The 24,800-nt window shown below is 64.6% G+C and carries 21 protein-coding genes and 1 tRNA gene; 12 read left to right on the top strand and 10 right to left on the bottom strand.

Annotation, left to right across the window (positions count from 1 at the left end; translation table 11 throughout):
• Nucleotides 1-6: 6 nt before the first annotated feature.
• From ACFWCF_RS09980 to ACFWCF_RS09970, 3 genes are all read right to left on the bottom strand, one after another.
• Entirely contained in the window at nucleotides 7-1,035 is a 1,029-nt protein-coding gene (locus ACFWCF_RS09980; RefSeq protein ID WP_378489820.1) for an alpha/beta hydrolase, read from the bottom strand.
• Between the two features lie 171 nt (nucleotides 1,036-1,206).
• Nucleotides 1,207-2,355: a thiolase family protein gene (locus ACFWCF_RS09975; protein ID WP_378489821.1), complete on the bottom strand. Its 1,149-nt coding sequence runs from the start codon at nucleotides 2,353-2,355 to the stop codon at nucleotides 1,207-1,209.
• A gap of 33 nt (nucleotides 2,356-2,388) precedes the next feature.
• Nucleotides 2,389-2,808 (bottom strand): Zn-ribbon domain-containing OB-fold protein, encoded by a 420-nt coding sequence (locus ACFWCF_RS09970; protein ID WP_378489822.1) that lies wholly within the window; start codon nucleotides 2,806-2,808, stop codon nucleotides 2,389-2,391.
• A 415-nt stretch (nucleotides 2,809-3,223) separates the two neighbouring features.
• Between ACFWCF_RS09970 and ACFWCF_RS09965 the strand changes: the two genes are divergently transcribed.
• From ACFWCF_RS09965 to ACFWCF_RS09955, 3 genes are all read left to right on the top strand, one after another.
• Nucleotides 3,224-4,351 carry an NDMA-dependent alcohol dehydrogenase gene (locus ACFWCF_RS09965; protein ID WP_378489823.1) on the top strand — a complete coding sequence of 376 codons (1,128 nt, stop codon included), beginning with the start codon at nucleotides 3,224-3,226 and terminating at the stop codon, nucleotides 4,349-4,351.
• Nucleotides 4,352-4,408: 57 nt separating this feature from the next.
• A complete protein-coding gene (locus ACFWCF_RS09960; RefSeq protein ID WP_378489824.1) occupies nucleotides 4,409-5,239 on the top strand; it encodes a serine hydrolase domain-containing protein in 831 nt (276 codons plus the stop codon).
• Between the two features lie 103 nt (nucleotides 5,240-5,342).
• Entirely contained in the window at nucleotides 5,343-5,849 is a 507-nt protein-coding gene (locus ACFWCF_RS09955) for a DUF3145 domain-containing protein (RefSeq protein WP_378489825.1), read from the top strand.
• Nucleotides 5,850-5,868: 19 nt separating this feature from the next.
• On the opposite strand, the gene ACFWCF_RS09950 is transcribed toward ACFWCF_RS09955, so the two are convergent.
• From ACFWCF_RS09950 to aceE, 6 genes are all read right to left on the bottom strand, one after another.
• Nucleotides 5,869-7,302, bottom strand: a complete 1,434-nt coding sequence (locus tag ACFWCF_RS09950; RefSeq protein ID WP_378560398.1) for an acyl-CoA carboxylase subunit beta — start codon at nucleotides 7,300-7,302, stop codon at nucleotides 5,869-5,871.
• A gap of 90 nt (nucleotides 7,303-7,392) precedes the next feature.
• Nucleotides 7,393-8,646 carry a KasA/KasB family beta-ketoacyl-ACP synthase gene (locus tag ACFWCF_RS09945; protein ID WP_378560395.1) on the bottom strand — a complete coding sequence of 418 codons (1,254 nt, stop codon included), beginning with the start codon at nucleotides 8,644-8,646 and terminating at the stop codon, nucleotides 7,393-7,395.
• Entirely contained in the window at nucleotides 8,643-8,921 is a 279-nt protein-coding gene (acpM, locus tag ACFWCF_RS09940) for a meromycolate extension acyl carrier protein AcpM (RefSeq protein WP_169686267.1), read from the bottom strand. The genes ACFWCF_RS09945 and acpM overlap by 4 nt, the downstream gene beginning before the upstream one ends.
• Nucleotides 8,922-9,049: 128 nt before the next feature.
• Nucleotides 9,050-9,967: an ACP S-malonyltransferase gene (locus ACFWCF_RS09935; protein ID WP_378560391.1), complete on the bottom strand. Its 918-nt coding sequence runs from the start codon at nucleotides 9,965-9,967 to the stop codon at nucleotides 9,050-9,052.
• A gap of 128 nt (nucleotides 9,968-10,095) precedes the next feature.
• Entirely contained in the window at nucleotides 10,096-11,346 is a 1,251-nt protein-coding gene (locus tag ACFWCF_RS09930; RefSeq protein ID WP_378560388.1) for a PucR family transcriptional regulator, read from the bottom strand.
• Between the two features lie 132 nt (nucleotides 11,347-11,478).
• Nucleotides 11,479-14,349: a pyruvate dehydrogenase (acetyl-transferring), homodimeric type gene (gene aceE / locus ACFWCF_RS09925; protein WP_378560385.1), complete on the bottom strand. Its 2,871-nt coding sequence runs from the start codon at nucleotides 14,347-14,349 to the stop codon at nucleotides 11,479-11,481.
• A gap of 332 nt (nucleotides 14,350-14,681) precedes the next feature.
• Here aceE and ACFWCF_RS09920 point away from each other — a divergent pair, with 332 nt between their 5' ends.
• The 3 genes from ACFWCF_RS09920 (at nucleotide 14,682) to ACFWCF_RS09910 (ending at nucleotide 15,711) form a co-directional block, all read left to right on the top strand.
• Nucleotides 14,682-15,104: a DUF3052 domain-containing protein gene (locus ACFWCF_RS09920; protein ID WP_378489832.1), complete on the top strand. Its 423-nt coding sequence runs from the start codon at nucleotides 14,682-14,684 to the stop codon at nucleotides 15,102-15,104.
• 34 nt (nucleotides 15,105-15,138) lie between these two features.
• Entirely contained in the window at nucleotides 15,139-15,603 is a 465-nt protein-coding gene (locus ACFWCF_RS09915; RefSeq protein WP_378560382.1) for a peroxiredoxin, read from the top strand.
• 33 nt (nucleotides 15,604-15,636) lie between these two features.
• A tRNA-Val gene (locus ACFWCF_RS09910) sits at nucleotides 15,637-15,711 on the top strand.
• A gap of 107 nt (nucleotides 15,712-15,818) precedes the next feature.
• Here the strand turns inward: ACFWCF_RS09910 and ACFWCF_RS09905 are convergent.
• Nucleotides 15,819-17,156, bottom strand: coding sequence for a tyrosine-type recombinase/integrase (locus ACFWCF_RS09905; protein ID WP_378560379.1), 1,338 nt, complete (start codon nucleotides 17,154-17,156; stop codon nucleotides 15,819-15,821).
• Nucleotides 17,157-17,399: 243 nt separating this feature from the next.
• Between ACFWCF_RS09905 and ACFWCF_RS09900 the strand changes: the two genes are divergently transcribed.
• The 6 genes from ACFWCF_RS09900 (at nucleotide 17,400) to ACFWCF_RS09875 (ending at nucleotide 24,772) form a co-directional block, all read left to right on the top strand.
• Nucleotides 17,400-17,666 (top strand): hypothetical protein, encoded by a 267-nt coding sequence (locus ACFWCF_RS09900; protein ID WP_378560376.1) that lies wholly within the window; start codon nucleotides 17,400-17,402, stop codon nucleotides 17,664-17,666.
• Between the two features lie 101 nt (nucleotides 17,667-17,767).
• Nucleotides 17,768-20,479 carry a phage/plasmid primase, P4 family gene (locus ACFWCF_RS09895; RefSeq protein WP_378560373.1) on the top strand — a complete coding sequence of 904 codons (2,712 nt, stop codon included), beginning with the start codon at nucleotides 17,768-17,770 and terminating at the stop codon, nucleotides 20,477-20,479.
• Between the two features lie 202 nt (nucleotides 20,480-20,681).
• The gene (locus ACFWCF_RS09890; RefSeq protein ID WP_378560370.1) at nucleotides 20,682-21,449 is read left to right on the top strand and encodes an HNH endonuclease signature motif containing protein; all 768 of its coding nucleotides are present in this window, start codon (nucleotides 20,682-20,684) and stop codon (nucleotides 21,447-21,449) included.
• A 1,108-nt stretch (nucleotides 21,450-22,557) separates the two neighbouring features.
• Nucleotides 22,558-22,908 (top strand): hypothetical protein, encoded by a 351-nt coding sequence (locus ACFWCF_RS09885; protein WP_378560367.1) that lies wholly within the window; start codon nucleotides 22,558-22,560, stop codon nucleotides 22,906-22,908.
• Nucleotides 22,905-23,648, top strand: coding sequence for a hypothetical protein (locus tag ACFWCF_RS09880; protein ID WP_378560365.1), 744 nt, complete (start codon nucleotides 22,905-22,907; stop codon nucleotides 23,646-23,648). Before ACFWCF_RS09885 ends, ACFWCF_RS09880 begins: the two co-directional genes overlap by 4 nt.
• Before the next feature lie 551 nt (nucleotides 23,649-24,199).
• On the top strand, nucleotides 24,200-24,772 hold the full coding sequence (locus tag ACFWCF_RS09875; protein ID WP_378560362.1) for a hypothetical protein: 573 nt from the start codon (nucleotides 24,200-24,202) through the stop codon (nucleotides 24,770-24,772).
• Nucleotides 24,773-24,800: the final 28 nt, after the last annotated feature.

The raw sequence follows: 24,800 nt of genomic DNA, 5'->3' as shown, positions 1-24,800 counted from the left end.
CGATGACTATCGGATTTCGACACCCATCGATGCGGCGAGAGTCGGCCACGAGTTGCGCAGGTCGTCTTCCCAGTAGCCCCAGGAATGGGTGCCGGAAGATCCGAGATCTGCGGTCACCGGGATGCCCAGCTCGTCGAGTCGGTTCACCAGCTGTGAGGTGCAGATCTGGGTTGCTGCCTCGATGGCTCCACCGACCACGATCTGAGTGTTGAACGACTCGCCTGCAGCGCGCTCCTGTCCGGGAACGTCGTATACGCCGGGCAGGCCGTTGCGGCTCGCGAGATAGAGCTCCTTGCCGCGCAGGCCCTCAGCGTTGAGATAGACGTCGTGTTCGGCCCAACGGGGATCGCCGGCCGGCCCCCACATGTTGTCGGCGTTTCCCTTACCTCGACGTTCCACCACCAGCTTCACGTACTGCCGCCCGATGGTGTCGCTGGTGCGCACACATCCGCTGAAGGCCGCGACACCTGAATACAGATCGCCGCTCCGGATCGCCAGATCCAGGGCGGATCCGGCGCTCATCGACATCCCCAAAATGGACTGGACGCCGTTCGCTCCCAATTCGGCGTCGATCACCGGCGGCAATTCCCGGGTCAGGAACGTCTCCCACTTGTTGCGCCCGAGCACAGGATCGTCCTCGGCCCAGTCGGTGAAATAGCTGAAATTGCCGGTAGCCGGAATGACGACATTGACGTTCTTGTCGGAGTAGAACTCGGCGATGTTGCTGCTCTCGATCCAGCCGGTGCCCTCGATGACTCCGACGCCCGCCCCACCCAGGGCGTAGAGAACCGGTCGCGGTGCGCTGTCGTCGGCGGGTCGGAGTACATCCAGCGGGACGACGGTATCCATTGCGGGCGAATACACGTCGACCCTCCAACGCTGCTCGCTGATCGGAGTCACGCTATCGACGTACGCGGTGGAGGGTGCGGGAGTCGCGGCGGCGCTACCTGCACCGGCCAGCGACGCAGCAGCCGCGGCGACAGCGAGTGCGGCGATCGTGCGATGCACGCGGCGAGACAAGGAGGATCGATTCATGAGGGGGTCCTTCGACATCCGGGATGCTGCTGAGTCGTCCCCCCGGCATCGACCCTTGTGATGTCCGAATACTACCCGCACCGAATCGGTGTTCGTCATCGGGTGAGCGAGGAGTCACCCACGGTGTTCCGTGGGTGACTCCTCGTTGCCGATCGAAGCGGACGTCGGTGATCAGAGTGACAGGATCGACGCCGCCGCAGTGCCCGGTGCGCCGTAGACCTGTGCGAGGCCGACGCGCGGATTGCCGGGAACCTGACGTTCGCCGGCGGTGCCGCGGAGCTGGTGGACGAGCTCGTGCACCTGGCGGATACCCGACGCGCCAATGGGTTCACCGTTGGCGATGAGGCCGCCGTCTGTGTTCACGGGCAGCGAGCCGCCGATCTCGGTGGCGCCCTCGGCGATCAGCTTCTCCTGGTCGCCGTCGGCGCACAGGCCGGTCTCGGCCATGTGGATGACCTCGGCGCCTGCGTCGGTGTCCTGCAACTGTGCGACGTCGACGTCCTCGGGACCGATGCCCGCGGCCTCGTACGCGGCCTTCGCTGCATACACGGTGGGGGAGACGTCCTCTTCGGTCGCCGCCCATGTCGCGTGGACTTCGTAGGCGCCGTACGTGCGGGTGCGGATCGCCGTCGACCGCAGGTATACGGGCTTGTTCGACGAGAACTTCGCGGCGAGATCGCCACGGCACATGATGACCGCTGCCGCGCCCTCGTCCGGGGCACAGAACATCTTGGCGGTCAACGGGTAGTTCAGCATCGGTGACGAGAGGATCTCCTCGATGCTGAACTCGGTGCGGCGGAACGCCTTCGGGTTCTTGCCGCCGTTCCGGAAGTTCTTCGCCGCGACACGGGCCAACGTCTCGTGCGAGATGTCGTGGTCGATCACGTACCGGTTGGCCTTCATGCCGAAGAACTTGGTCGTGACGAACTGCCCGTTCTCGGCGTACCAGCCCGGGAGGCCGAGCATCGCCGGGTCTGCGGTGAAGGCGCCGCGGGGGTGCTTGTCGGTGCCGACGGCGATACCGATGTCGTATTTGCCGGAGCGGATACCGTCGGCGGTCTGCTCGATCGCGCTGGCAGATGTGGCACACGCGTTGAACACGTTGGTGAACGGAATGCCGGTCAGGCCCACCAAACGGGTGACGGCGTCGGTGTTGTCCACCTCGTAGCTGCCGCCGATGCCGAATTGGATGTCTTTCCACGCCACGCCCGAGTCTTCGAGTGCGAGCTGGATCGCGTCGGCGGCCATCTCGATGGCCGACTTGGCGCCGAATCTGCCGAACGGGTGAAGGCCCACACCGATGATGGCAACGTCGTTCATAGTTCTAGGACTCCTCGATCAGGTGTAGGTGGATCAGATCGGCGCGAATGCCCACGTGACGATGTCGGTTCCCTCGTCGTCCGTGTAGAAGGGCACGAAGGTGAGTTCGAGTTCCATGCCGGGCTTCAGCTTCTCCGGATCGTTCTCGGTGAGACGGGCCTCGACGCGAACCACATCGCCCAACTGGACGAGTCCGAAGGCGAACGGTTCGAAATTCTCGGCGGTCTCACTTCCCGCGTAGGGCTGCTTGGGAACGAATCCCTGCGTCGTCCATGCCACGAGGGTGCCGCGGCGGGGGAGCAGCAGTTCGGAGACGTCGGCCCCGCTGCAGCGGGGGCACCGGGACTGCTGTGGCCACGTGGTCGCCGAACAGTCGCCGCAGTGACTGCCGATCAGCTGCGGATCCTCCGCCGGCCATGTGGATACCTCGGGCGCGAGCGCCTTCGTCGTCATATGTCGTCCTCCATTGTCCGATGCCGTCGCGTCGCTTCCTGCCGCATACCGGCATGGTGTTCACGTTAGACGGAAATGCCATTCTCTACAATGAGAGTGTGCTGTTCGGATCGGCACCTGCCATGGACGCATGGTGATCCGAGTGGAAGACAAAGACTGAACCCGGGTGGTCGAGCGTGCGTGTCCCGAGTGTGGATTCGATCCGGAAGCGGCGGAATTGCACTCACGGACCGGCCGGCGAGGTGACGGTGCGAGGTTCACCGCCGGCGCTCTCGCCCTGTATTTCCCCCACGAGCACGTCCATCATCTGCGGGATGTGGAGTAGCAGAGAATTCTGGTAGAACCTGTTCCAATTTTCCTGATTTGTGGCTAGTGTCACCTGCACAAGCTGCAATGTGATGGAGGGCGTAGCCAGATGAAGACCAAGGGTGCACTGCTGTGGGGGCTCAACGAGGCGTGGTCGGTCGAGGAGATCGAACTCGGCGATCCGATCGCGGGGGAAGTGCAGATCCGCATGGAAGCCGCCGGTATGTGCCACTCGGACCACCACATCGTCACCGGCGCGACTCCGATGCCGTCCTATCCGGTGATGGGTGGTCACGAGGGATCGGGTGTCATCACCAAGGTCGGCGACGGTGTGGTCGGATTCGAGGTGGGCGACCACGTCGTCCTGTCGTTCATTCCGGCGTGTGGCCGGTGTCCGTCGTGCGCGTCCGGACAGTCGAACCTGTGTGACCTCGGCGCGGGACTGCTCAGCGGCCAGTCGATCTCGGACGGCAGCTACCGCATCCAGGCGCGCGGCGAGAACGTCATCCCGATGTGCCTGCTCGGCACCTTCTCTCCCTACATGACTGTCAATCAGAGCCAGGTCGTCAAGATCGGCAAGGACATCCCGTTCGAACTCGCGGCACTCGTGGGTTGCGGCGTACCCACGGGCTGGGGATCCGCGACCCATATCGCGGACGTGAAGGCGGGGGATTCGGTCGCGGTCATCGGTATCGGCGGCGTCGGAATGAGCGCCCTTCAGGGCGCGGTCGCTTCCGGCGCCCGCCACGTGTTCGCGATCGACCCGGTGCCGTGGAAGCGCGAGCAGGCCCTGAAGTTCGGCGCCACCCACACGTACGCCTCGATCGAAGAGGCGATCGTGCCGATCATGGAGATCACGTGGGGCAAGATGTGCCAGAAGACGATCATCACGGTCGGCGAAATGACCGGTGATCTGGTCGATCCGTCGCTCACCCTCACGGCGAAGGGCGGCAAGTGTGTCGTCACCGCGATGGGATTCATGGCCGACATGGACGTCAAGCTGAACTCGTTCCTCTTCGCCATGCTGCAGAAGGATCTCAAGGGGAACATCTTCGGCGGGTGCAATGCGCGCGTCGACATCCCGAACCTGCTGGACCTGTACCGGTCCGGTCAGCTCAACCTCGCCGACATGGTCACGCGCACGTACAACCTCGAGCAGCTCAACGACGGTTACAAGGACATGCTCGACGGCAAGAACATCCGCGGCGTCATCCGGTACACCGAAGCCGACTGGTGACGAGGCACGTCTGTGTGGGCGATCTCGCAGGCTGATCGGTTGCCCTAGTCTGTTCTGGTGCGCAGCCTCTCTCTGATCTCCGACTGGCCCGTCGATCACGCCGCCGGCGCGGTTCTCACCCGCGACGGCGGCGTTGTGGGATCCGTGGGCGATCTCGCCGAGGTGTATCCCCTCGCATCCGTGACCAAGCCTCTGGTCGCCTACGCGCTGCTCGTCGCAGTCGAAGAGGGCGCCGTCGAACTCGACCAGCCCGCGGGCCCGCCAGGGTCGACGGTGCGTCACCTGCTCGCGCATGCGTCAGGGCTGGCGTTCGGAGACCGGACCGTCCAGAGCGAACCGGAGCGCAAGCGCATCTACTCGAGCGCCGGATTCGAGGTGCTCGCGGAGCTGGTCGAGGCCGAGACCGGTATCGGCTTCGCCGAGTATCTTCACCAAGCAGTGTTCGAACCGCTCGGGATGCGGGCGTCGACTTTGTCGGGGTCCGCAGGCCACGGCGCGAGCTCGTCGACACAGGACCTGACCCGCTTCGCCGCGGAGCTGTTGGATCCCGTCCTGGTGTCGCGCGAAACCTTCGACGAGGCGACCCGGGTGCAGTTTCCCGGATTGAACGGAATCGTGCCCGGATACGGAATGTTCAAACCGAACGAGTGGGGTCTCGGTGTCGAACTGCGAGGGGAAAAGAATCCGCATTGGACCGGGACGGGGAATTCCCCTCGGACTTTCGGTCATTTCGGTCAATCCGGAACATTTATCTGGGTCGATCCCGAAATCGAAACCGCCTGCGTAGTCCTCACAAATCGGGCATTCGGTGACTGGGCGAAACCGCTGTGGTCGGAGTTCAACGACGCCGTTCTGGGTGAAATCACAAAAACCTCTGCCGTTCGCTAGCGAAACACGCGCAACACCGGCACACTATCGGATAGTCGCATCGCGTCGCCTTTGTTGAAGAGGTCGTTGGGGAAGACGTCCTCGTCAGATCGGAGATGAATGTATGCGCGCATCTAACCAGTTCGCGGATGCGACGACCGGGGTGGTCTACGTCCATTCGTCGCCGGCTGCGGTGTGTCCGCACATCGAGTGGGCGCTGGCGTCCACACTGGAGAGCCGCCCCGATCTGACGTGGACGGGGCAGCCCGCCGGCGCAGGTCTGCTGCGCACCGCAGTGGACTGGATCGGTCCGGTCGGTACCGCGGCGCGGTTGGTCGAAGCGCTGCGGGTCTGGCCCATGCTCAGGTTCGAGATCACCGAGAACCCGAGCGAAGGCGTCGACGGTGAGCGGTACAGCTATGTTCCTCATTTGGGACTGTGGCGCGGTAACACCAGCGCGAACGGCGATGTCGTGATCGGCGAGATGCGCCTGCGCGCGATGCTCGCCTCGGCCGATGTCGAGGGCGAAATGCACCGTTCACTCGGAACGGCATGGGACGACGAACTCGAGCCCTACCGAAGCGGAGACGACGGTGCGCAGGTGACCTGGCTTCGCCGCGACGTCGGGTGACCGAGGTTCGTCAGCGGAACTACAGCGGAATGTTCTTGTGCCGACCGCGGCGCGCCGGTGCTGCTGCCAAGGCTGCCGCAAGCGTGCTGCGAGTCTTCGACGGCTCGATCATCTCGTCGACCACGCCGATCGTCATGGCCCGGCCGACACCGCCTGCGAGAGCTTCGTGTTCGGCCGCCAGGCGATCGTGGAACGCTTCGCGTTCGTCGTCCGGTGCGGCGGCGAGCGCCTTCTTGTGCAGGATGCCCACGGCAGCCTTGGCGCCCATGACAGCCACCTCCGACTCGGGCCACGCGAACACTGCGGTTGCGCCCAGTGCACGCGAGTTCATGGCGATGTAGGCGCCGCCGTAGATCTTGCGGGTCACAAGTGTCACGCGCGGCACCGTGGCCTCGGCGAAAGCGTGCAGAAGTTTGGCACCGCGCCGCACGACTCCGTTCCATTCCTGGCTCACGCCGGGCAGATAACCGGGAACATCGACGACCACCACGAGCGGCACGCCGAACGCATTGCACATGCGCACGAACCGGGCCGACTTCTCGGCGCTCTCGGAATTGAGGCAGCCGCCGAGACGCAGCGGATTGTTGGCGATGACACCGACCGTGCGGCCCCCGAGTCGTCCGAAGCCTGTGACGACGCTGCGCGCCCAGCCGCCCTGGAGTTCTTCGAAACTCGATTCGCCGTCGACATTGTCGAGCAGTTCGTGGACGATCGGACGCACATCGTAGGCGCGACGCGCGGACTCGGGCATCAATGCACGGAGATCGGTGTCGCCGAGTTCGGCGGCAGCAACATCGAACTCGCCCTGCTCCGTGAGCATCGACACCAGGCGGCGCGCGCGATAGAGCGCATCCTCCTGATCGTGTGCCGCTATGTGTGCGACACCGGACTTCTTGGTATGGGTGTCGGGCCCGCCGAGCGACTCCATGTCGACCTGCTCACCGGTGACGCTCCGCACCACGTCGGGACCGGTGACGAACACGCGGCCTTCCGGAGCCATGATGACGATGTCGGTGAGAGCAGGACCGTACGCGGCGCCGCCCGCGGCGAATCCGAGGACGACGGAAATCTGAGGGATGTATCCCGATGCGCGGACCATTGCCTCGAAGACGAGGCCGACCGCGTGGAGCGCCTCGACTCCTTCGGCGAGGCGCGCGCCGCCGGAATGGAACAGGCCGACGATCGGATGTTCGTTGTCGATCGCGTTGTCGATGGCGTCGACGATGTGCCGGCACCCTTCGACGCCCATCGCACCGCCCATGACGGTCGCGTCGGAGCAGTAGGCGACGGTGCGGACACCGTCGATGCGACCGATCGCGGCAAGGACGCCGGAGTTGTCGCGTGGATGGAGCAGCTCCACCGAGCCCGGATCGAACAGCTTCTCGAGGCGGGCCAGCGGATCACGTGGGTCCACTGCGCTGTCGCGCTGCGTGGCCGGATCCAGAATTGTCATCGGGTGCTCCTCGGGCGAAACGCGGTGGTGTGGTGCGGTGGAGGCTCCGAGGGGGAACCTCCACCGCGTGCGCGGCGTAAGCCGGTCGGGTCAGGCCCGACCGAACGCGAGGGCAACGTTGTGCCCACCGAAACCGAACGAGTTGTTCAACGCGAAATCGATCTGTCCATAGCGCGGCTCGCCGTGGACCACATCCAGGTCGATGTCTGGATCCTGGTTCTCGAGGTTCAGCGTGGGGGGGATGACTCCCTCACGCAGGGCCAGGACCGTGAGTGCTGCCTCGAGCGCACCGACAGCGCCGATCGAATGTCCGAGCGCGGACTTCGGTGCGTAGATCGCGGCGTGATTTCCCACCGCTGCGCCGATGGCCTTGGCCTCGGCGACGTCTCCGATCGGGGTAGCCGTCGCATGTGCGTTGACGTGCCCGATGTCGGACTTGGACAACCCGGCGGTTTCGATCGCCCGGGTCATCGCACGGGCAGCGCCCGTACCGTTCGGATCGGGGGCCACGATGTGGAACCCGTCCGAGGTGATACCGGAGCCGAGTACGCGAGCGTGAATCGTCGCGCCCCGGGCCTTCGCGTGCTCCTCCGATTCGAGGACCATCAGTGCGCCGGCTTCGCCGAAGACGAATCCGTCGCGGTCCTTGTCGAAGGGACGGGATGCGCCCTGAGGGTCGTCGTTGCGGGTGCTCAGCGCGCGCATCATCGCGAAGCTGGCGGTGGCAACCGCATCGAGTCGTCCCTCGACGCCGCCGGTGACGACGATGTCGGCGTCGCCCATGGCGATCATCCGGTGGGCGTTCGCGATGGCCTCGGATCCGGACGAGCATGCCGAGACAGGTGTCAGGACCCCTGCACGAGCACCGAGTTCGAGGCCGACCGTGGCCGCCGGGCCATTGGGCATGACCATCTGCACCACGAACGGCGACACCTTGCGGTATCCGCCGTCGCGAAGCTTGTCGACGGCGTCGATGAGGGCATCGCCGCCGCCGAGTCCGGTGCCGATGACGACACCGAGACGGTCCTGGTCGACCTCCGGGCTACCGGCGTTCGACCAGACCGTGCGGGACAGCGTCAGTGCGAGCCGTTCGACGAAACTCATCCGCCGGATCTCGACCCGCGACAGCGACTCGTCGGGGTCGACCTTCAGCGTGCCGCCGATGCGGACGGGAAGGTCGAACTCGTCGACGAATCCACTGAGGGTGCCGATCCCGCTCTCGCCGGCGAGGAGTCCCTTCCATGTGGCATCCACATCACCTGCGATCGACGTCGTGGTCGCGAGAGCCGTGACGACGACGTTTCGTAGAGTCCGAGGAGAAGGGGAGGTCACGGCTGTGCTCATTCGCCGTCGTTGGTGGCCTGAACGCCCTCGGCCTCGAGCTTCTGGATGTACGAGACAGCGTCACCGACGGTGCGCAGGCTGGCGAGATCCTCGTCGGGGATCTTCACGCCGTACTTGTCTTCGGTCTGGACAGCGATCTCGACCATCGAGAGCGAGTCGATGTCGAGGTCGTCAACGAAGGACTTCTCGATGGTCACCTCGGAGGGCTCAATACCGGTGACCTCTTCGATGATCTCAGCGAGACCGGTGATGATTTCTTCCTGGGTGGCGGCCACTGCGTGGCTCCCTTCTGGGGTTTGTCGACTGTGTCGTGTGAAACCGGTCCGTACGGATGTCCGTCCCGGTGCCCGGGATGTCCCGGAGTTCTTGAGGTGCCCGTACTGCGCACGGCGCGCGCAGCAACCTAACCGAGAACCAGCGTTTCGGCCAATGTGTCGATGTCCTCAGGGGTCTTGAGCGCGGTGTTGGGGGTGCCGCGCATCTCGCGCTTGGCGATACCCACCAGCGTTCCTGCCGGAGGCAATTCCACCACGGCGGACACCTGGGCGGACTTCAGGTAGGCAGTGCACAGGTCCCAGCGGACAGGTCGGGTGACCTGTGCTGCGATCCGTTCGAGGGCGTCGGCCCCGGAGGTGGCGAGTGCACCGTCGAAGTTGGACAGCAGAGGGCGCGTCGGATCACTGGGTGTGATCTTCGCCGCTGCTGCGGTGACGGCGTCCTGTGCCGGGGCCATGAACCGTGTGTGGAAGGCACCGGCGACCGGAAGCGACCGGATGCGTGCCTTCGCGGGCGGGTTCGCTGCGAGTTCTTCGAGCGCATCGAGGCGTCCTGCAGCGACGATCTGGCCTGCCGCGTTCATGTTGGCAGGTGTCAGGTCGAGCTCTCCGAGCCGGGCGAGCACCTCGTCCTCGGCGCCGCCGAGGACGGCGGACATCCCGGTCGGTTCGAGAGCGCATGCCTTGGCCATTTCGGCGCCACGGATCGCGGCGAGGGAGACGGCCTCGTCGGCGGTGATGACCCCTGCAACGGCGGCGGCGGCGAGTTCACCGACCGAATGGCCGGCCGAGATCGTGTCCGCAGCGATCAGGCCACGAGCTTCGAGCGCCTCGAATGCCAGCAGCGCCGTGGCAACGACGAGCGGTTGGGTCACGGCGGTGTCGGTGATCTCCTCGGCGGTGGCGGTGGTGCCGAGCCGTTCGAGATCGAGCCCCGACGCTTTCGACCAGAGCTCGATTCGATCACGAGCGCCGGCCTGCTCCAACCACGGAGCCAGCATTCCTGGTGTCTGAGACCCCTGACCCGGGGAAAGCAGCGAAATCACGATGATCAGAGAACACCCTGAAGGCACTCCTCCGAGATGTCGGTGGGAATGAAAGGTGAGAGCAGGATTTGTAGGGTTCCTACAAATTCCCACGTCGGCGTTCTCCATCGGAAGCTCGCCCGTAACCGTTACGTGTCCTGTTCTCGGAATGTGAATCGTGTGACTGGTGGTGTGGGCGATCTTAGTTCGTTATGACTTTGTGCCAGTCGACCTACGGTTGCCGCGACTCGGAGCACGTACGCATCACGCGGATTTGTCGGGTCCCGACCTGTTACCTCGGTGATTCGCCTCAATCTGTACCGGACGGTATTTGGATGAACAAACAGCTTTCGGGAGCAGGACTCGACAGCACCCCCACTGTCGAGGTAGGCGTCCAACGTGTCGGAAAGGGACGAACCGGCGGCGGCGAGGGGTGCCACGACTTCGTCCTCGAGCGCCGTGATCGCCCCCGGATCCCCCAGGAGCGCACGTTCGGGTAGCAACTCGGTCGCGTGCACCGGACGAGGAGCACCCGGCCAGCCGACCACGGCCTCCATTCCAGCCATCGCCTCGACCGCCGACGCGTGTGCCGACGCGAGCGTCGGTGTGGTCGGGCCGATGACGACGGGACGGCCCGAGAAGCTGTACATGAGCTCGTTCCGGAACGCGACGGCCTCCGGACCGCCGTGGAGCTCCCCGCTGACCACCATCACCAGATGCTCGCCCTGCACGACCGCCAATGCCGCGCGGCCGTGTGCCCGGGCGATCGTATGCACCGTCGTCACCGCGGACACGCCTTCCTCGGGCGGGGGAGAGCCGATGAGGACGGTGGCAGGTGCGGTCGCATCCCAGTTGAGGGTGGCGGCACGGGACTGCATGTCGGATCCTGTGTCCCCGCGGACCACCGCGTCGACCACCAGTGCCTCGAGGCGGGTGTCCCAGGCGCCCCGCGACTCCGCGGCGCTCGCGTACACCGAGGCAGCCGCGAACCCCAGCTCACGGCCGTACCGGAGAATTGCCTCGGTCAGGGCGATGAGTTGTTCCTCGTTGCGGGCGAGCGCCGGCAGCCACTGTTCGAAGAACTCCATGGCTGCACGAACCATGTCGACGGTCTGCCGGAAGGTGAGCTTCCGCGCCAGATCCTGCGGAATGGCCTGGAAGGCGTCGAGGCTGAACGTGATGTCGCTGTCGGGGTTGCGCACCCATTCGAGGAAATCGACCACCGACGTCTGGATGATCAACTGAACATTCGAACGCTGCGACGCGTCGAGGTCTGCGAAGAACGGCAACTGTTCCTGCATGACGTGCACGGCCTCGGTGGACATACGCCCCGAGAACTGCTTGACGCGCCGCAACAGAGCATCGGGCAGCGGTGCCGGTTCCGGGCGTTGCGGTGGCATCGGACGTCCAGTGAAGGCGCCCGATGTACGCGTCACCCGGCGCGGTTCCCGCTCGTCGACCATGCGGTGAACCTACCCGGACAGAGTCCGGATAGGTTCACCGATGCTCGAGTGACGGGAAACGAGTGGGCGTCAGGCCACGCCCGGATCCGAGGTCGGCGCCCCAGCGGCCGTGACATCGTCGATCCGGTACTTCGCCGCTGCCTCGACCGCGCGAGCCGCGTCGATCGCACCTTCGCGGCCGAGCGCTGCGAGCACCGCGACGACCGTCGACTCCGCGTCGATGTTGAACACACGACGCGCTGCGGGGCGGGTATCGGAGAACCCGAACCCGTCGGCCCCGAGCACGGTGTAGTCGCCCGGCACCCACTGGCGGATCTGGTCGGGCACCGCACGCATCCAGTCGGACACCGCTATGAACGGGCCTGCCGCGTCGTCGAGCACCCGCTGCACGTACGGGACTGCGGGGTCCTGGCCGGGGTTGAGCAGGGCCTGGCGGTCGCACTCGATACCTTCGCGGCGGAGTTCACCCCACGAGGTCACCGACCACACGTCGGCCGAGACGCCCCACTCGTCGGCGAGGATCTGCTGGGCACGCAGCGCTTCGGGCATGATCACGCCCGAAGTGAGGATCTGCGCCTTCGGGCCCGATTCTGCGCCACGCTGGTAAAGGTAGATGCCCTTGAGCAAGCCCTCGACGTCGAGGTTCTCGGGCTCGGCCGGCTGTGTGTACGGCTCGTTGTAGATGGTGATGTAGTAGAAGATGTTCTCGCCACCGAAGCCCGGCTCGAGCGTTCCGTCAGACGCCATCGTGCCGCCGTACATGCGGCGCAAGCCGTCGCGCATGATGTGGGCGATCTCGTACGAGAACGCAGGGTCGTACGTCACGGCTGCCGGGTTGGTGGAGGCGAGAAGCAGCGAGTGCCCATCGGCGTGCTGCAGGCCTTCACCAGTGAGCGTGGTGCGTCCGGCGGTGGCGCCGAGCACGAACCCGCGAGCCATCTGGTCGGCCGCTGCCCACAGACCGTCGCCGGTGCGCTGGAAGCCGAACATCGAGTAGAAGATGTACACCGGGATCATCGGCTCGCCGTGCGTCGCGTACGAGGTTCCGACCGCGGTGAACGACGCCGTCGATCCGGCCTCGTTGATGCCCTCGTGCAAGATCTGGCCGATCTCGCTCTCCTTGTAGGCGAGCATGAGATCCGCGTCCACAGACGTGTACAGCTGACCGTTGCGGTTGTAGATCTTCAGCGACGGGAACCACGAGTCCATACCGAACGTACGGGCCTCGTCCGGGATGATAGGCACGATGCGCTTGCCGATCTCCTTGTCGCGAAGAAGCTCCTTGAGCACGCGCACGACCGCCATGGTGGTGGCAACCTGCTGCTTGCCGGAGCCCTTGCGGACCACGTCGTACGTCTTGGCTTCGGGCTGCTTCAACGGTGCCGCATTCGTACGTCGCTCGGGGATGAACCCGCCGAGGTTCCGACGACGCTCGAGCATGTACTCGATCTCGGGTGCGTCGAAACCCGGATGGTAATACGGCGGTGCCGTCGGATCCTTCTCCAGTTCCGCGTCGGAAATGGGGATGCGCTGCACGTCGCGGAAGTACTTCAGGTCTTCGAGGGTGAGCTTCTTCATCTGGTGGGTCGCATTGCGGCCCTCGAAGTGCTTGCCGAGCGTGTAGCCCTTGATGGTGTGGGCGAGGATCACCGTCGGCTGACCCTTGTGCTCCAGCGCGGCCTTGTACGCGGCGTGGATCTTGCGGTAGTCGTGCCCGCCGCGCTTGAGGTTCCAGATCTGCTGGTCGCTGAGGTGCTTGACCAGTTCCTTGGTGCGTGGATCGCGCCCGAAGAAGTGCTCGCGGACGAAGGCGCCGTCGTTGGCCTTGTAGGTCTGGTAGTCGCCGTCCGGGGTGACATTCATGAGATTGACCAGCGCGCCGTCCTTGTCGGCATGCAGCAGTGAATCCCACTCGCGGCCCCACACGACCTTGATGACGTTCCAGCCCGCACCGCGGAAGAACGACTCCAGTTCCTGGATGATCTTGCCGTTGCCGCGCACCGGACCGTCGAGACGCTGCAGGTTGCAGTTGACGACGAAGGTGAGATTGTCGAGACCCTCGGTCGCGGCGACATGCGCGAGGCCACGCGATTCGGGTTCGTCCATCTCGCCGTCGCCGAGGAACGCCCACACATGTTGCTTCGAGGTGTCCTTGATGCCGCGATCTTCCAGGTAATGATTGAAACGTGCCTGGTAGATGGCGTTCATCGGGCCGAGGCCCATCGACACCGTCGGGAACTCCCAGAAGTCGGGGAGCAGTCGAGGGTGCGGGTACGACGGCAGGGCGCCGCCCTGGTTCAGGTGGCTGTGCTCCTGACGGAAACCGTCGAGTTGCTCGGCGGGGATACGACCCTCGAGGAAGGCGCGTGCGTAGATGCCGGGCGAGGCGTGGCCCTGGATGAAGATCTGGTCGCCGCCACCGGGGTGGTCCTTGCCGCGGAAGAAGTGGTTGAAACCGACTTCGTACAGGGCGGCGGACGAGGCGTAGGTGGAGATGTGGCCACCGACCCCGATACCGGGGCGCTGCGCGCGGGTCACCATGATCGCGGCGTTCCAGCGAATGTAGGCGCGGAAGCGGCGCTCGACCTCTTCGTCACCGGGGAACCACGGTTCGCTCTCGGTGGGAATGGTGTTGACGTAGTCGGTGGAGGTCAATGCCGGAATCGACACGTGGCGCTCGCCGGCGCGCTCGAGCATGCGCAACATCAGGTAACGGGCCCGCGACGGCCCCGCGGCCTCGAGCATTCCGTCGAAGGACTCGAGCCACTCGGAGGTTTCCGCCGGGTCGATGTCCGGCAGGTAGGAAGCCACGCCCTCGCGGATGACCCGAACCCGGTTCCCTGTGGTGGGCGCCTGGTTTTCGGTCGAGGGGCCCGTACCCGAAACGCCCGGTGTGGCGGCGTTCGCTCGGGCTTCGGGGCCGTGGATCAGGTCTGTCAACGTCAGCTCCTCATCGTGGTGGGGCGCGTAGGTGTAGCGCCCACTCCGTTGGTCGGCTCTTGTGGGAGCCGACTCATCGACATCTGAACATGATGCACCCCTCATCTTCCCCTATCGTGCTCGATGTGGCACTGTTCACCCCTCCGATCGACCTTCATGGCAGCCCGGTGGACTGCTTCGATGGAGGGCGCGTAGCGTCGATCCAGAAGATTCTCGGCGGAATCGCAGCGTTTCGGGTTGCGTTCAGGCGCCCGACCATGTTCGCTTTGATCAATCGAACGTCACACCGGTACGCGGAAGCTCCGCGGCCACAATCTTGAGGAGGACCCACCGTGGTCGCGGCGGCGGATGCCAAGAACAGTGTTTCGAAGCTCGGTATCAAGCACGACCACGTGGTGCAAGAACTCGGCTGGGACGAGGACACCGACGAGGAGTTGCGTGCAGCGATCGAGGAGGTCACCGGTACGGAGCTGCTCGACGAGGACTCCGACGAGGTCGTCGACACCGTGCTGCTGTGGTGGCGAGAGAGCGACGGTGACCTCGTGGACACCTTGATGGACGTCGTGAGCCCGCTCGCGGAGGACGGCGTCGTCTGGGTTCTGACTCCCAAGACGGGACGCCCCGACCACGTCGAGCCCAGTGAGATCGCCGAATCGGCGACCACCGCAGGCCTGACGCAGACCTCGGCGACCAATCTCGGCGACTGGATCGGCAGCCGGCTGGTGCAGCCGAAGACCGGCCGTCCGCGTCGCTGAGCCGACACCTCCTCCGAATAAAGGAAACCCTTCGATGGCGATCGCCGTGGGCGCCGAAGCGCCCGATTTCACTCTGAAGGACCAGAACAATCAGGAAGTGACCCTGTCGAGCTTCCGGGGCGTCAAGAACGTGCTGCTGGTGTTCTACCCACTTGCGTTCACCGGTGTGTGCCAGGGCGAGCTGTGCGCCGTGCGCGACGACCTGCCGACCTTCGAGAACGACGGCACCGCGATCCTCGCCGTGTCGGTGGGTGCATCCCCGACCCACAAGATCTGGTCCGCAGAGCAGGGTTACACCTTCCCGCTGCTGTCGGATTTCTGGCCGCACGGTGAGGTGGCCCAGGCGTACGGCGTGTTCAACGACAAGCTCGGCTTCGCGAACCGCGGAACGTTCGTGATCGACAAGGCGGGCGTCGTGCAGTTCGCAGAGGAAAACGGACCCGGAGAACCCCGTGACCAGCAGGCTTGGGTCCGGGCGCTCGCCGCGCTAAAGTCCTGAGGTGAAATCGGCAGCCTCCGGTTGCCGATTTTCGGGCGTGTAGCTCAGTGGTAGAGCTCTGGTTTTACACACCAGCGGTCGGGGGTTCGAAACCCTCCGCGCCCACCAGTGTTAGTGCAGTTCAAGAAGCTTTTTGAGACCTGTTGTTTGCGTTCCGAGCCCCTCGGGACCGCAGTGAGACCGCAGGGATTCCACTGGGGCTTATTTCTAGGTGTTCAGACCGTAGCTTGTGCGGTCTCGGAAACGTCCGCTGAGGCGTCGACGTCGTCGCTGTCAGCTTGCCCTGTCTCCTCAGCTCTGTCGAGTGCCTCGATCGCTGCGTCGAGCCGGTCGGCTGCCGAGTTGAGGTCCTCTTCGAACAGGTACCCGTAAATGTCGAGAGTGATCGACGGGCGGGCGTGGCCGAGCTGCCGTTGCACGACGTAGACGCTGGCTCCCGCGGAGAGTGTCGATGCGGCGTAGCAGTGCCGTAAGTCGTGGACCGTGAGCGGACGCAGTCCGGCCTTATCGACGGCAGGGGTAAACACTCGTTTGGCCCAGTTCGTGCGTCGGATGGGTTGCGACGTACCGGAGGCGTCGAGGCCACCCTGTGGAAACAGGTAGGCGTCGGTGGGGCGTCCGGCCGCCTGGACATGCAGTCGCTCGGTGAGGGACTTCGGGAAGGTCACTGTGCGGGGTTTACCGGACTTGGGTGAGCCGATATGTAGGTGGCCGTCCACCTCGGTGACATTGCGGGAGATCCGCATGGTGCGTTTGGTGAACTCGATGTCTCCTATGCGGAGTCCGGCCAGCTCCCCGAATCGCAGTCCTACGAGACCGAGCGTGAGAATCATCGTCCCGTTCTGCCCGACTTCCGCGCCTTCTGCTTTGCGAGCGAGGGTTCGTAGGTCAGCGAGGGTGATGATGCGTAGGTCGTTGTGCTCGGCGTGGGTTGTTTTGGGGAGTCGTACATCGGTAGCAGGGTTGCGGAGTAGTCGTCCGTCGCGTGTGGCGACCTTGAGTACTTGATTGAGGACGCCCCAGCATGCGGCGATCGACGAGGGGGACTGTCCGGCCTGCCGCAGTTCGGCGACCCACTGAACGATGGCGGCGTGCTCGACGTCGGCGAGACGCACGTTCCCCCATCGTGGTTCGACGTGGGTGGTCCAGCGGTTGAGGTACCCGGCACGGGTAGAGGGCTTCAGCTGCTCGATGTGCGCTTTCCATGTGGCGGCTACCTCGCCCACTGTCATGGCTTGGCGCTCGCCGTGGATGAACTCGCCGCGTGTCACGTCGGCGGTTTGACTGTCCAACCAGCGTTGCGCGTCCGCTCTCTTGGCGAATGACTTGCCGACCTCACGGCCGTCGCGTGTGACGAAGCGGGCTTGCCAGCGCATGCCTTTGCCGTGTCGCGTAGTGGGGGCGCGTTGTTCGCGGCCGTTGCTGTCGAGGATGGGGTTGCCGGCGGCGTCTTTGAGTGTCAGGTGGGAGTACCACCGGTCGACGATCCCGGATCGGACGTTGCGGCGGGTTGGTTTGCGGGTGTGTGGGGGAGTGGGTTCATATTGGCTCACAGACGGATATTAACCTACTGACCGCTGGACTGACTGCGGTCCAAGACAATTATCAAATAACGTTTCCGCAGGTGGGGCTATAAGTGGTGTGACTGGTTGACCAGGATTAGCGCAAATGCCGTTGACCTGCGGTGTTGTCCATCATTAGCGCAACTTTATGTGGGTGCTTGGGTCGTGTTGACGGACCGTCGAGGGACGTATAGAACTGTGACATCCCGTCGGCAATCAGAAAAGAGAATCAACGTGACCGCTACCCCTGTCGCCCACTCTCATGGCGTCATCACCGACATCGACACCGTCACTCCCGACACCCCCGATGACGCGCTTGTCCACCTCCACGTCGCCGCCCGATACGTCGGGCACACCGTCCCGTACATGCGGAACATGCGCGGCGACGACCGCGGCCCACTCAGCTCGTTACGCGCACGCCGCATCGTTTACCGGCTCGGTGACCTCCGCGACTACAACGAACAGCGCTTCCACAACACCAAGTCCGGCGGCAGCTACTAGACCGTCAGCAACACGCACCACCCACCACGGCACCACCCACCATCGACCCGCACTAGCCGGAGCGGGAAAGGAGACCGATACGACACCTGAAAGGCACACCTGTGACCGATACGACGATCAGTTCCAGCGCCCTCCACCCCGAGAGCGTCAACACCGCCAGCGAAGATCCCGAAGCATCGAACGCCCGGCAGCCCCTACGCATTGACTCCGGACTTACCGCCCCGGACCTCACACTCCTCGACGCAGCGAACCTCCTCTCCGAAGGCGGCTTCCACGTCCTCCCCACCACATCTATCCCGACGCAGAGTGCACCCGCAAAGAACGCGTCGAAGAACCCCGGTGGGCTCCTAGGTAAGAGCTGGCAGACCAAGACCAGCCGCGACCCCGAGAAGCTGCGCAACTGGTTCACCGAACAGAGGACTGGCACCCACACTCTCGGGGACATTGAACTGCGTGCCGACGTCTACCGTGAGGTGCCGTTCCACACCGTAGGGCTCGCTGTACACGCGGGGCCGCGCGCCGTCATCATCGACATCGACACCCCCGAACACGTCCCCGACCACATCTGGGCCGAACTCGACACCGCCCCCTACCAGTCATCGTCGAGCACCGACCCGCGCCGCGGCCACTACTACTTCGAGATACTGCCGGGCCGACGGTTCGGCCACACCTCGGCTATCCCCGTCTCCGACGGCATGACCGGCAGCCCGGGCGAAATCCGGCACGGCACCGCCATCGCCGTCTCCGCTCCGTCGATCCACGAAAAGCACGCCATTGGGCGCCGCTATCAGTGGCAGCGCACAGGAATCGTCCCCGTGATGAGTGCGCAGCTCGCCGACTGGTTGGCCTCCAAAACCGAGACCGCCGACTGGCAGGGCCACAACATCGCCGTCACCGAAGCGACCCTCGACAGCATCGAAGCGTTCCGCGATACCTGCACCGCGGCCAGTCATCCCGAGCTGCTCGATGAGCATCTCGACCACATGGTCGAGCAGGCGAACACTCGGGGTCTGCACCCCGCCTGGCTGCCCGGCCTTATCGACTTGATGAAGTACGCGCTTTGCGGGTTCGTGTCGGCTGCCGAGGCTATGGACCGAGCAGGGGACGCGTTCGTTGCACTGCGCACCGATCCGAGCCGCGCGGCGCTCGGCTGCAACGTCCGGGATGAGGAATCCGCCACTCAGGAATACATCGACCTCCTCAAATGGGCTCTCGGCAAGGTCCACGCCAAACTCGACACCGATCGTGCGGCTATCGAAGCCGAGACATATACGAACGCCCATAGATTTTACGGCGTACCGATGCGACCGACAGCCGCCGCGGCATCCGTCAGCACCCCAACCGAGGGGAGCCGCACCAAGACCAGTTCCGGCGCTCCACTCGAAGACGCTCATGTCGCCCAACGCATCGCCGACGAGCACCTGCACGGCACCTACTGCTGGGCATCGGGTCACGGATGGATGCGCTACGACGGCAAACGCTGGCAGCCCGCCCCCGACGCGACCGTCACCGAAGACGTCCGCAAAGCCGTCATCGAGCTACAGCAGCGCGAAGCCCTCGCCGGGGCTGACGTACATCGCATGCGGCAAGTCGCCGGCCTCCTCGCCGCGAATCGCATCGGTGCCGTCGTCCGCCTTGCGCGCGGCATCCTCCACGTCGACAACAACGTGTTCGATCAGCACCCCGACCTGCTGAACTGCGCCAACGGCGTCGTCGACCTCCGCACCGGCATCCTCCAGCCGCACGACCCTGCACTCAGGCTCACCAAACTCACCAACGTGCCGTACACGCCCGGCGCCACGCATCCCGACTGGGACACCGCACTGGAGGCACTGCCCGCGGATAGTCGCCCGTGGATGCAGTACCGCTTCGGGCAAGCCACCACCGGCCATCCCACGCCCGACGACGTCATGCCGGTCCTGCAAGGCGGCGGCGAGAACGGTAAATCGACACTTCTCGTCGCAGTCGAACGCGCTCTCGGTGAGTACGCCACAAAGGTCCCCGAACGGGTCCTCCTCGCCAACCCGAGCGACCACCCCACCGAACTCATGACGCTGCGGGGCGCGCGGCTCGCCATCATCGAAGAAACCCCCGAGGCGCGGCGGCTGAACGTTGCACGTCTGAAAGCGACCGTCGGCACCGACACCATGACCGCCCGCCTCATCGCGAAAGACTCCGTCACCTGGTCTGTCACGCACTCGCTCATGCTCGCCACGAACTATGTGCCGCGAGTCGACGAAACCGACCACGGCACCTGGCGGCGCCTCGCCCTCGTGCGGTTTCCGTACCGCTACCGCAAACCCGGGCAGGCCCTCACAAGTCCCGACGATCGCGCAGGCGACCCCACCCTCCGCGAACGACTCAAACGGGGCACCGGCGGCCGAGCAGAGGCCGTCCTCGCGTGGCTCATCGCCGGAGCCCACACCTACTACAGCGACGGAGAAAAGCTCCCGCTCGCCCCTACGACCGTCGAGGCCGACACTCACGAATGGCGCGCCTCCACCGACGTCATCCTCAAGTTCGTAGAAGAAAAACTCATCTTCGACCGCGACGGGTTCGTCAGTTCCGCCGACCTATTCGCTGTCTTCAACGCCTGGATGACCGACAACGGCCATGCCGAGTGGTCGGACCAGACATTCGTTGCTCGCCTCAGCGACCACAGCTCACTCGCTGACAGCGGGGTCACGAAGAGACGAACCACCAAGACCGAAGGACTATCTCGCCCCGGCTGGCCGCTTCCGCCGCCACGTGGGAGATACACCGCATGGATCGGTTTCCGGTTCCGCACCTCGACTGACGAGACGAGCGATTAACCGAAACGCCCCGACCTGCATTAACACTCAAGTGGACAGGGGTGACAGGGGTACTCCAAAGCTTCCTCGTGAAACCCAAATATTTCTTCCTTTGGACCACCCCTGTCACCCCTGTCCAGTAGCGCCGACAGACCCCTCGGCGCCCTCACCGTGACACCACCTACTCGTTACTTTCGCTAATGAATGTTGGAAAGGCGCCACTATGAGCCCTGCCCCGCAACGACCCATTCACCCCGTCATCGCCGCGCTCACCCCCACCGAGCGTGCCGCGTTCCTCCACCGCTTCCACTCGAAAGTGCAACCAAACCCCGACACCGGATGCCACGAATGGACAGCCGCCGCCTGCCGACTCGGCTACGGACGATTCGGAATCGACAACCGCACCTACCTCGCCCACCGCATCGCCTGGACGATCGCGCACGGCAAAGACATCCCCGACGGCCTACAAATCGACCACCGGTGCCGCAACCCCCGCTGCGTCAACCCCGACCACCTCGACGCCGCCACGCCTCGCGACAACACCCTCGCCAGCAACGCACCCACCGCGCTGAACGCCGCCAAATTCGCCTGCGACCGCGGACACCTCCTCCTCGGCGCCAACCTCATGACCGGTCGCACAGGCAAACGTCGCTGCCGCATCTGCACCAATGCCAACACGCGCCGCTATCAAGCCCGACGCCGCCTGGCCACCGAAGTGGCCGCCTACAACGCGGCCGTAGTGCGCGGCGAAACCCCCGCCCCCGTCCGCATCCACATCCGGCAGCGAGAAACCTCTACCCATCCCGAACCACTAAGGCGTTCCCGCAACGCGCCTACGAGCCGCACAGCGCCAGAAAGGGCCACACGGTGCGCATCATCGACGAACACCAGTCCCCAGACGCCCGCGCAAACCAACAGCGCATCCACGACGCCCTCGCCGACGGGAAGTGGCACAGCCTCGCCGAGATCCGCCGCCACTTGCCGCACCTGACCAACCGAGAAGTCGGCAATATCCTTGCCGGGGGTGCCCAAAAACGCCCACCCCTATGGCAACGCACCAACCTCGGCGATCGCAGCATGTACGCCGCACTGCCTCCGGAACTGCCACGCCACAGGCAACGGCGTCATCCGAAGTGGCCTCCGATGAACCTGCGGATACTGCCCGAGGAAATCCACCGCCGCGCTCAACAGGTAGCACCACGTCACCTCAGTGACCGCACGCGCGACAAATGGGAACGCATGCAAGCCGCGGACCCCCACTTCATGCCACCGCTCCCGCTGGACACGCCACCGCCCCCGACGCCCCCTCCACCCCTCCGGCTGCCACCGCCCATCCCGCGCACCGCTACGGCCAGGCAGAGTGGCCGACGCACTCGAGCCGCACGACGCGCGCGGCACTACCGCAAACAGGCAGACCGTAACCGCCGCATCCGCTCCGGCGACAGCGACGAACACAGCGGTGACGGCCGCGAACGTCCCGATGTCGCTTAACTTCGGGTTAAAGCTCGAGCGCGCGCCCCTGGCAACACTCGGGTAACCGATGTGAATACCCCAACGCCACAGCAGAGTTGCGCTAAATCCGGTCACATCTAGGCACGCACTCCCGGCACCCCCATGCAGCGGGAGGTACTGAAAGTAGTTGTGCTAGTCGAGGGCACGCGCAGTGATGCCGCAGCTCAGACCCATTTTGTCGACGCTGACAAGAATGCCACCGTCCGATTCGGCACCCGCGAGCTCGCGACCGGCAATTCACCCGCCGCTGGAGCGGTAGCCCACGTGAGCCGAAATCCCGACTTGACCAGCCAGTTTTGCGGGCGCCCGTAACCTGGTCGACAGGACCCGGGGCGGCACGGTCGAGTTGGCAGACATCCACCTGACACGCTTCGCCGCATACCTCGTCGCGATGAACAGCATCACTCGCGCTGACATTCGAACCGGCTACGCCGCCAGCACTCGCCGACGCTATCCGACAGTTCACCGACTGCGCGCCGAACGCAGCCCCTGCCTCATTGCCCCTCAAAACGCCGCGCATGGTGTACATTTCGCGCGCGCCCGGTACGATACAAAATATGGTACAAAAGGTGGAGAGGCGCCCCCGCATGGATCGCATCCCCCACGTACCCACCGCTCAACTCCCGCAGCGCCTGCCGGACGACCACCTTCTCGTATGGCTAGCCCAGGCCGCGGGATCCCGTACCGGCTTCACCACCAGCCAGCAGCAGCTGCTCGAACACCCCAAACTCGCCAAGTTCGTTCCCACACTCGCCCGGCTTCACGCCGCAACACGCCGCATCTACCGACGCCGCGGCCCCCTCGGACACGACCACGCTCAATGGCGCGTCGACGCCGCCCTCGTAGACCTCGCCGACCTCTGCACCGCGCAGGAACGCCGCACGCTCAAAGCACGCAAAGCCACTTCACCTCGCCGACCGAACGGACGCACGCCATGACCCCCACGCAGGCTGACCGCTACACCGCCGAAGACGCCCTCGCCGTTCTCGACAGCCTCCTCGCTGCCTCCAGCATCGAACCGACCAAGACGGTGACCGGGGCGCGACACGACATCGCCACCCTCGTGCAGCAGAAGGCATCCGCACTCGCTGAGCTGGCCGCCACCCAACAGCCGGCCGACGTCGACGCACTCGCCGAATCCATCGCCAACGGCGACCCCGGCGCCGTCCAAACCGTCGCCAAGGCACTCGCCCGCAAGGACGCCAAAGAATACAAACGCCTCGTCAACCGGGTGTCCTGGATCTACGACCGCCGCGCCGACGACCGCCTCCGCAAACTCGGCGACCAGCTCATCGCCGACATCCTCGCCCCGTGGATGGACCGCACCATCACCGAACTGGCGCCGCATGCCAACGTCGTCGTCGAGCACGGGCACCGCTCTACACGCCTCGACTCCGAGCCGCACCAGCCTTCCTACGACGAAGCCGAACGCCTCACCGCCCAGGCGCACACGATCTGGCGGCACGCCGCAATCCTCCGCGGACGGGGAGTGCTGCCAGACGTGACGGGGCAGTCGGATCAACGCTGGCTCGCGTTCGGCGCGCCGCACCGCCTCGCCGACGAGAACAAAGCTCATCGTGAGGCATGGTGGCTGTCCTACGCCGTCACCAACGGTGCCAAGCCCGGTGTCTACGCGAGCTACACCGCGGAAGCGCAGCAGCGGGCAGTGCCCGCTTGAACTGGTCCTGCAGCGTTCGTTCCTATGCCAAACTGCCGTGCATGAACAGCGAAGATCACATCGAGCTCAAGACGTCCGTCAGAGATAAGCATGGCTGGTCCCGTCCTGGAGACGTAGACGTTCTCGTAAACGGAACTCGCGTCGGGGGGCTGTCCTTCGGTGTGTATGACGACGATCGCGTAGTCGAGACGCTGCAGTACTCGCTTCCTGAGGAGTTCCGGGGGCAGGGGCTTGGAATCGCTATGTTTGCGGAGATCCTGAAGGAACTGCCCGAGTACGAGGTCCGCGTCAGCGATTGGGAGCCCACATCGGATAGTGCTCGATTGATCAAGGCCATTCGCGAGGGAAATCCGGCCAAGGGGCGGCCACCTCTCCCGTACCATTTTCCTACTTGTTTTCTGCCTGGCAAAGGATGTGAGTGCCCGCTGGGAGGTCGAACTAGGGCTGAAGGAGCAGGTGGAACCATGGGCTAGGGGCAGCCTCTAGGGAGTGATGCTTTTTGACCCATATGCCGGCGCTGAGTGCAAACCTGGGTGTTGTTTCATCATCCTATGAAGGATGACCTACGGGCGCGCACGGTAGACAAGCTCTCTCCAGGGTCCGTCACTCAAGCTTTGATTCAGGCAGGCGCGCTGCTAACTGGATACGAGCTGGTGAAGTCATCGATCCTTGATGGAGTCCGCGACTTCTTCATCATCGGCTTCGACGAGGCTGGGGTGACGATCTCCCCTGAGTACCAGAAGGTCTTAGCCTTGGAGCCCAGGAACAGGTTCAAGGCTTCGGTTGCATGGTTGATCGAGATGGAAGCTCTGAAGCCGGAACATGCCGAGACGCTAGAGCGCATTCGCGATCATCGAGGTGAAGTCGCTCACGAGTTGGCCCGATTGCTCATCGATCCAGATACCGGCGTCGACGTGAGTTTGCTTAAGGACCTCCGCAACTGCATGCATGCCTTGGACCGCTTTTGGGGCAGCATCGAAGTCGATATCAACCCCGATTTCGACGGTACCGAGGTCGATCTCGACGCGATTCGCAGCGGCAGTGGGCTATTGCTGGACTATCTGTGCGATCTCAGTGGTCTCGACAGTGAATCTTCGGAGAGCAAGACACGAGGTGACTCCTGACGACGGTGCCGGATGCCGCTTCGTACGC

The sequence above is a fragment of the Rhodococcus sp. NPDC060090 genome (assembly GCF_042729855.1).
Taxonomy (GTDB): Bacteria; Actinomycetota; Actinomycetes; order Mycobacteriales; family Mycobacteriaceae; genus Rhodococcus.
The sequence above is the reverse complement of the archived record's forward strand: the minus strand, read 5'-3'. Positions and strand labels throughout refer to the sequence as shown.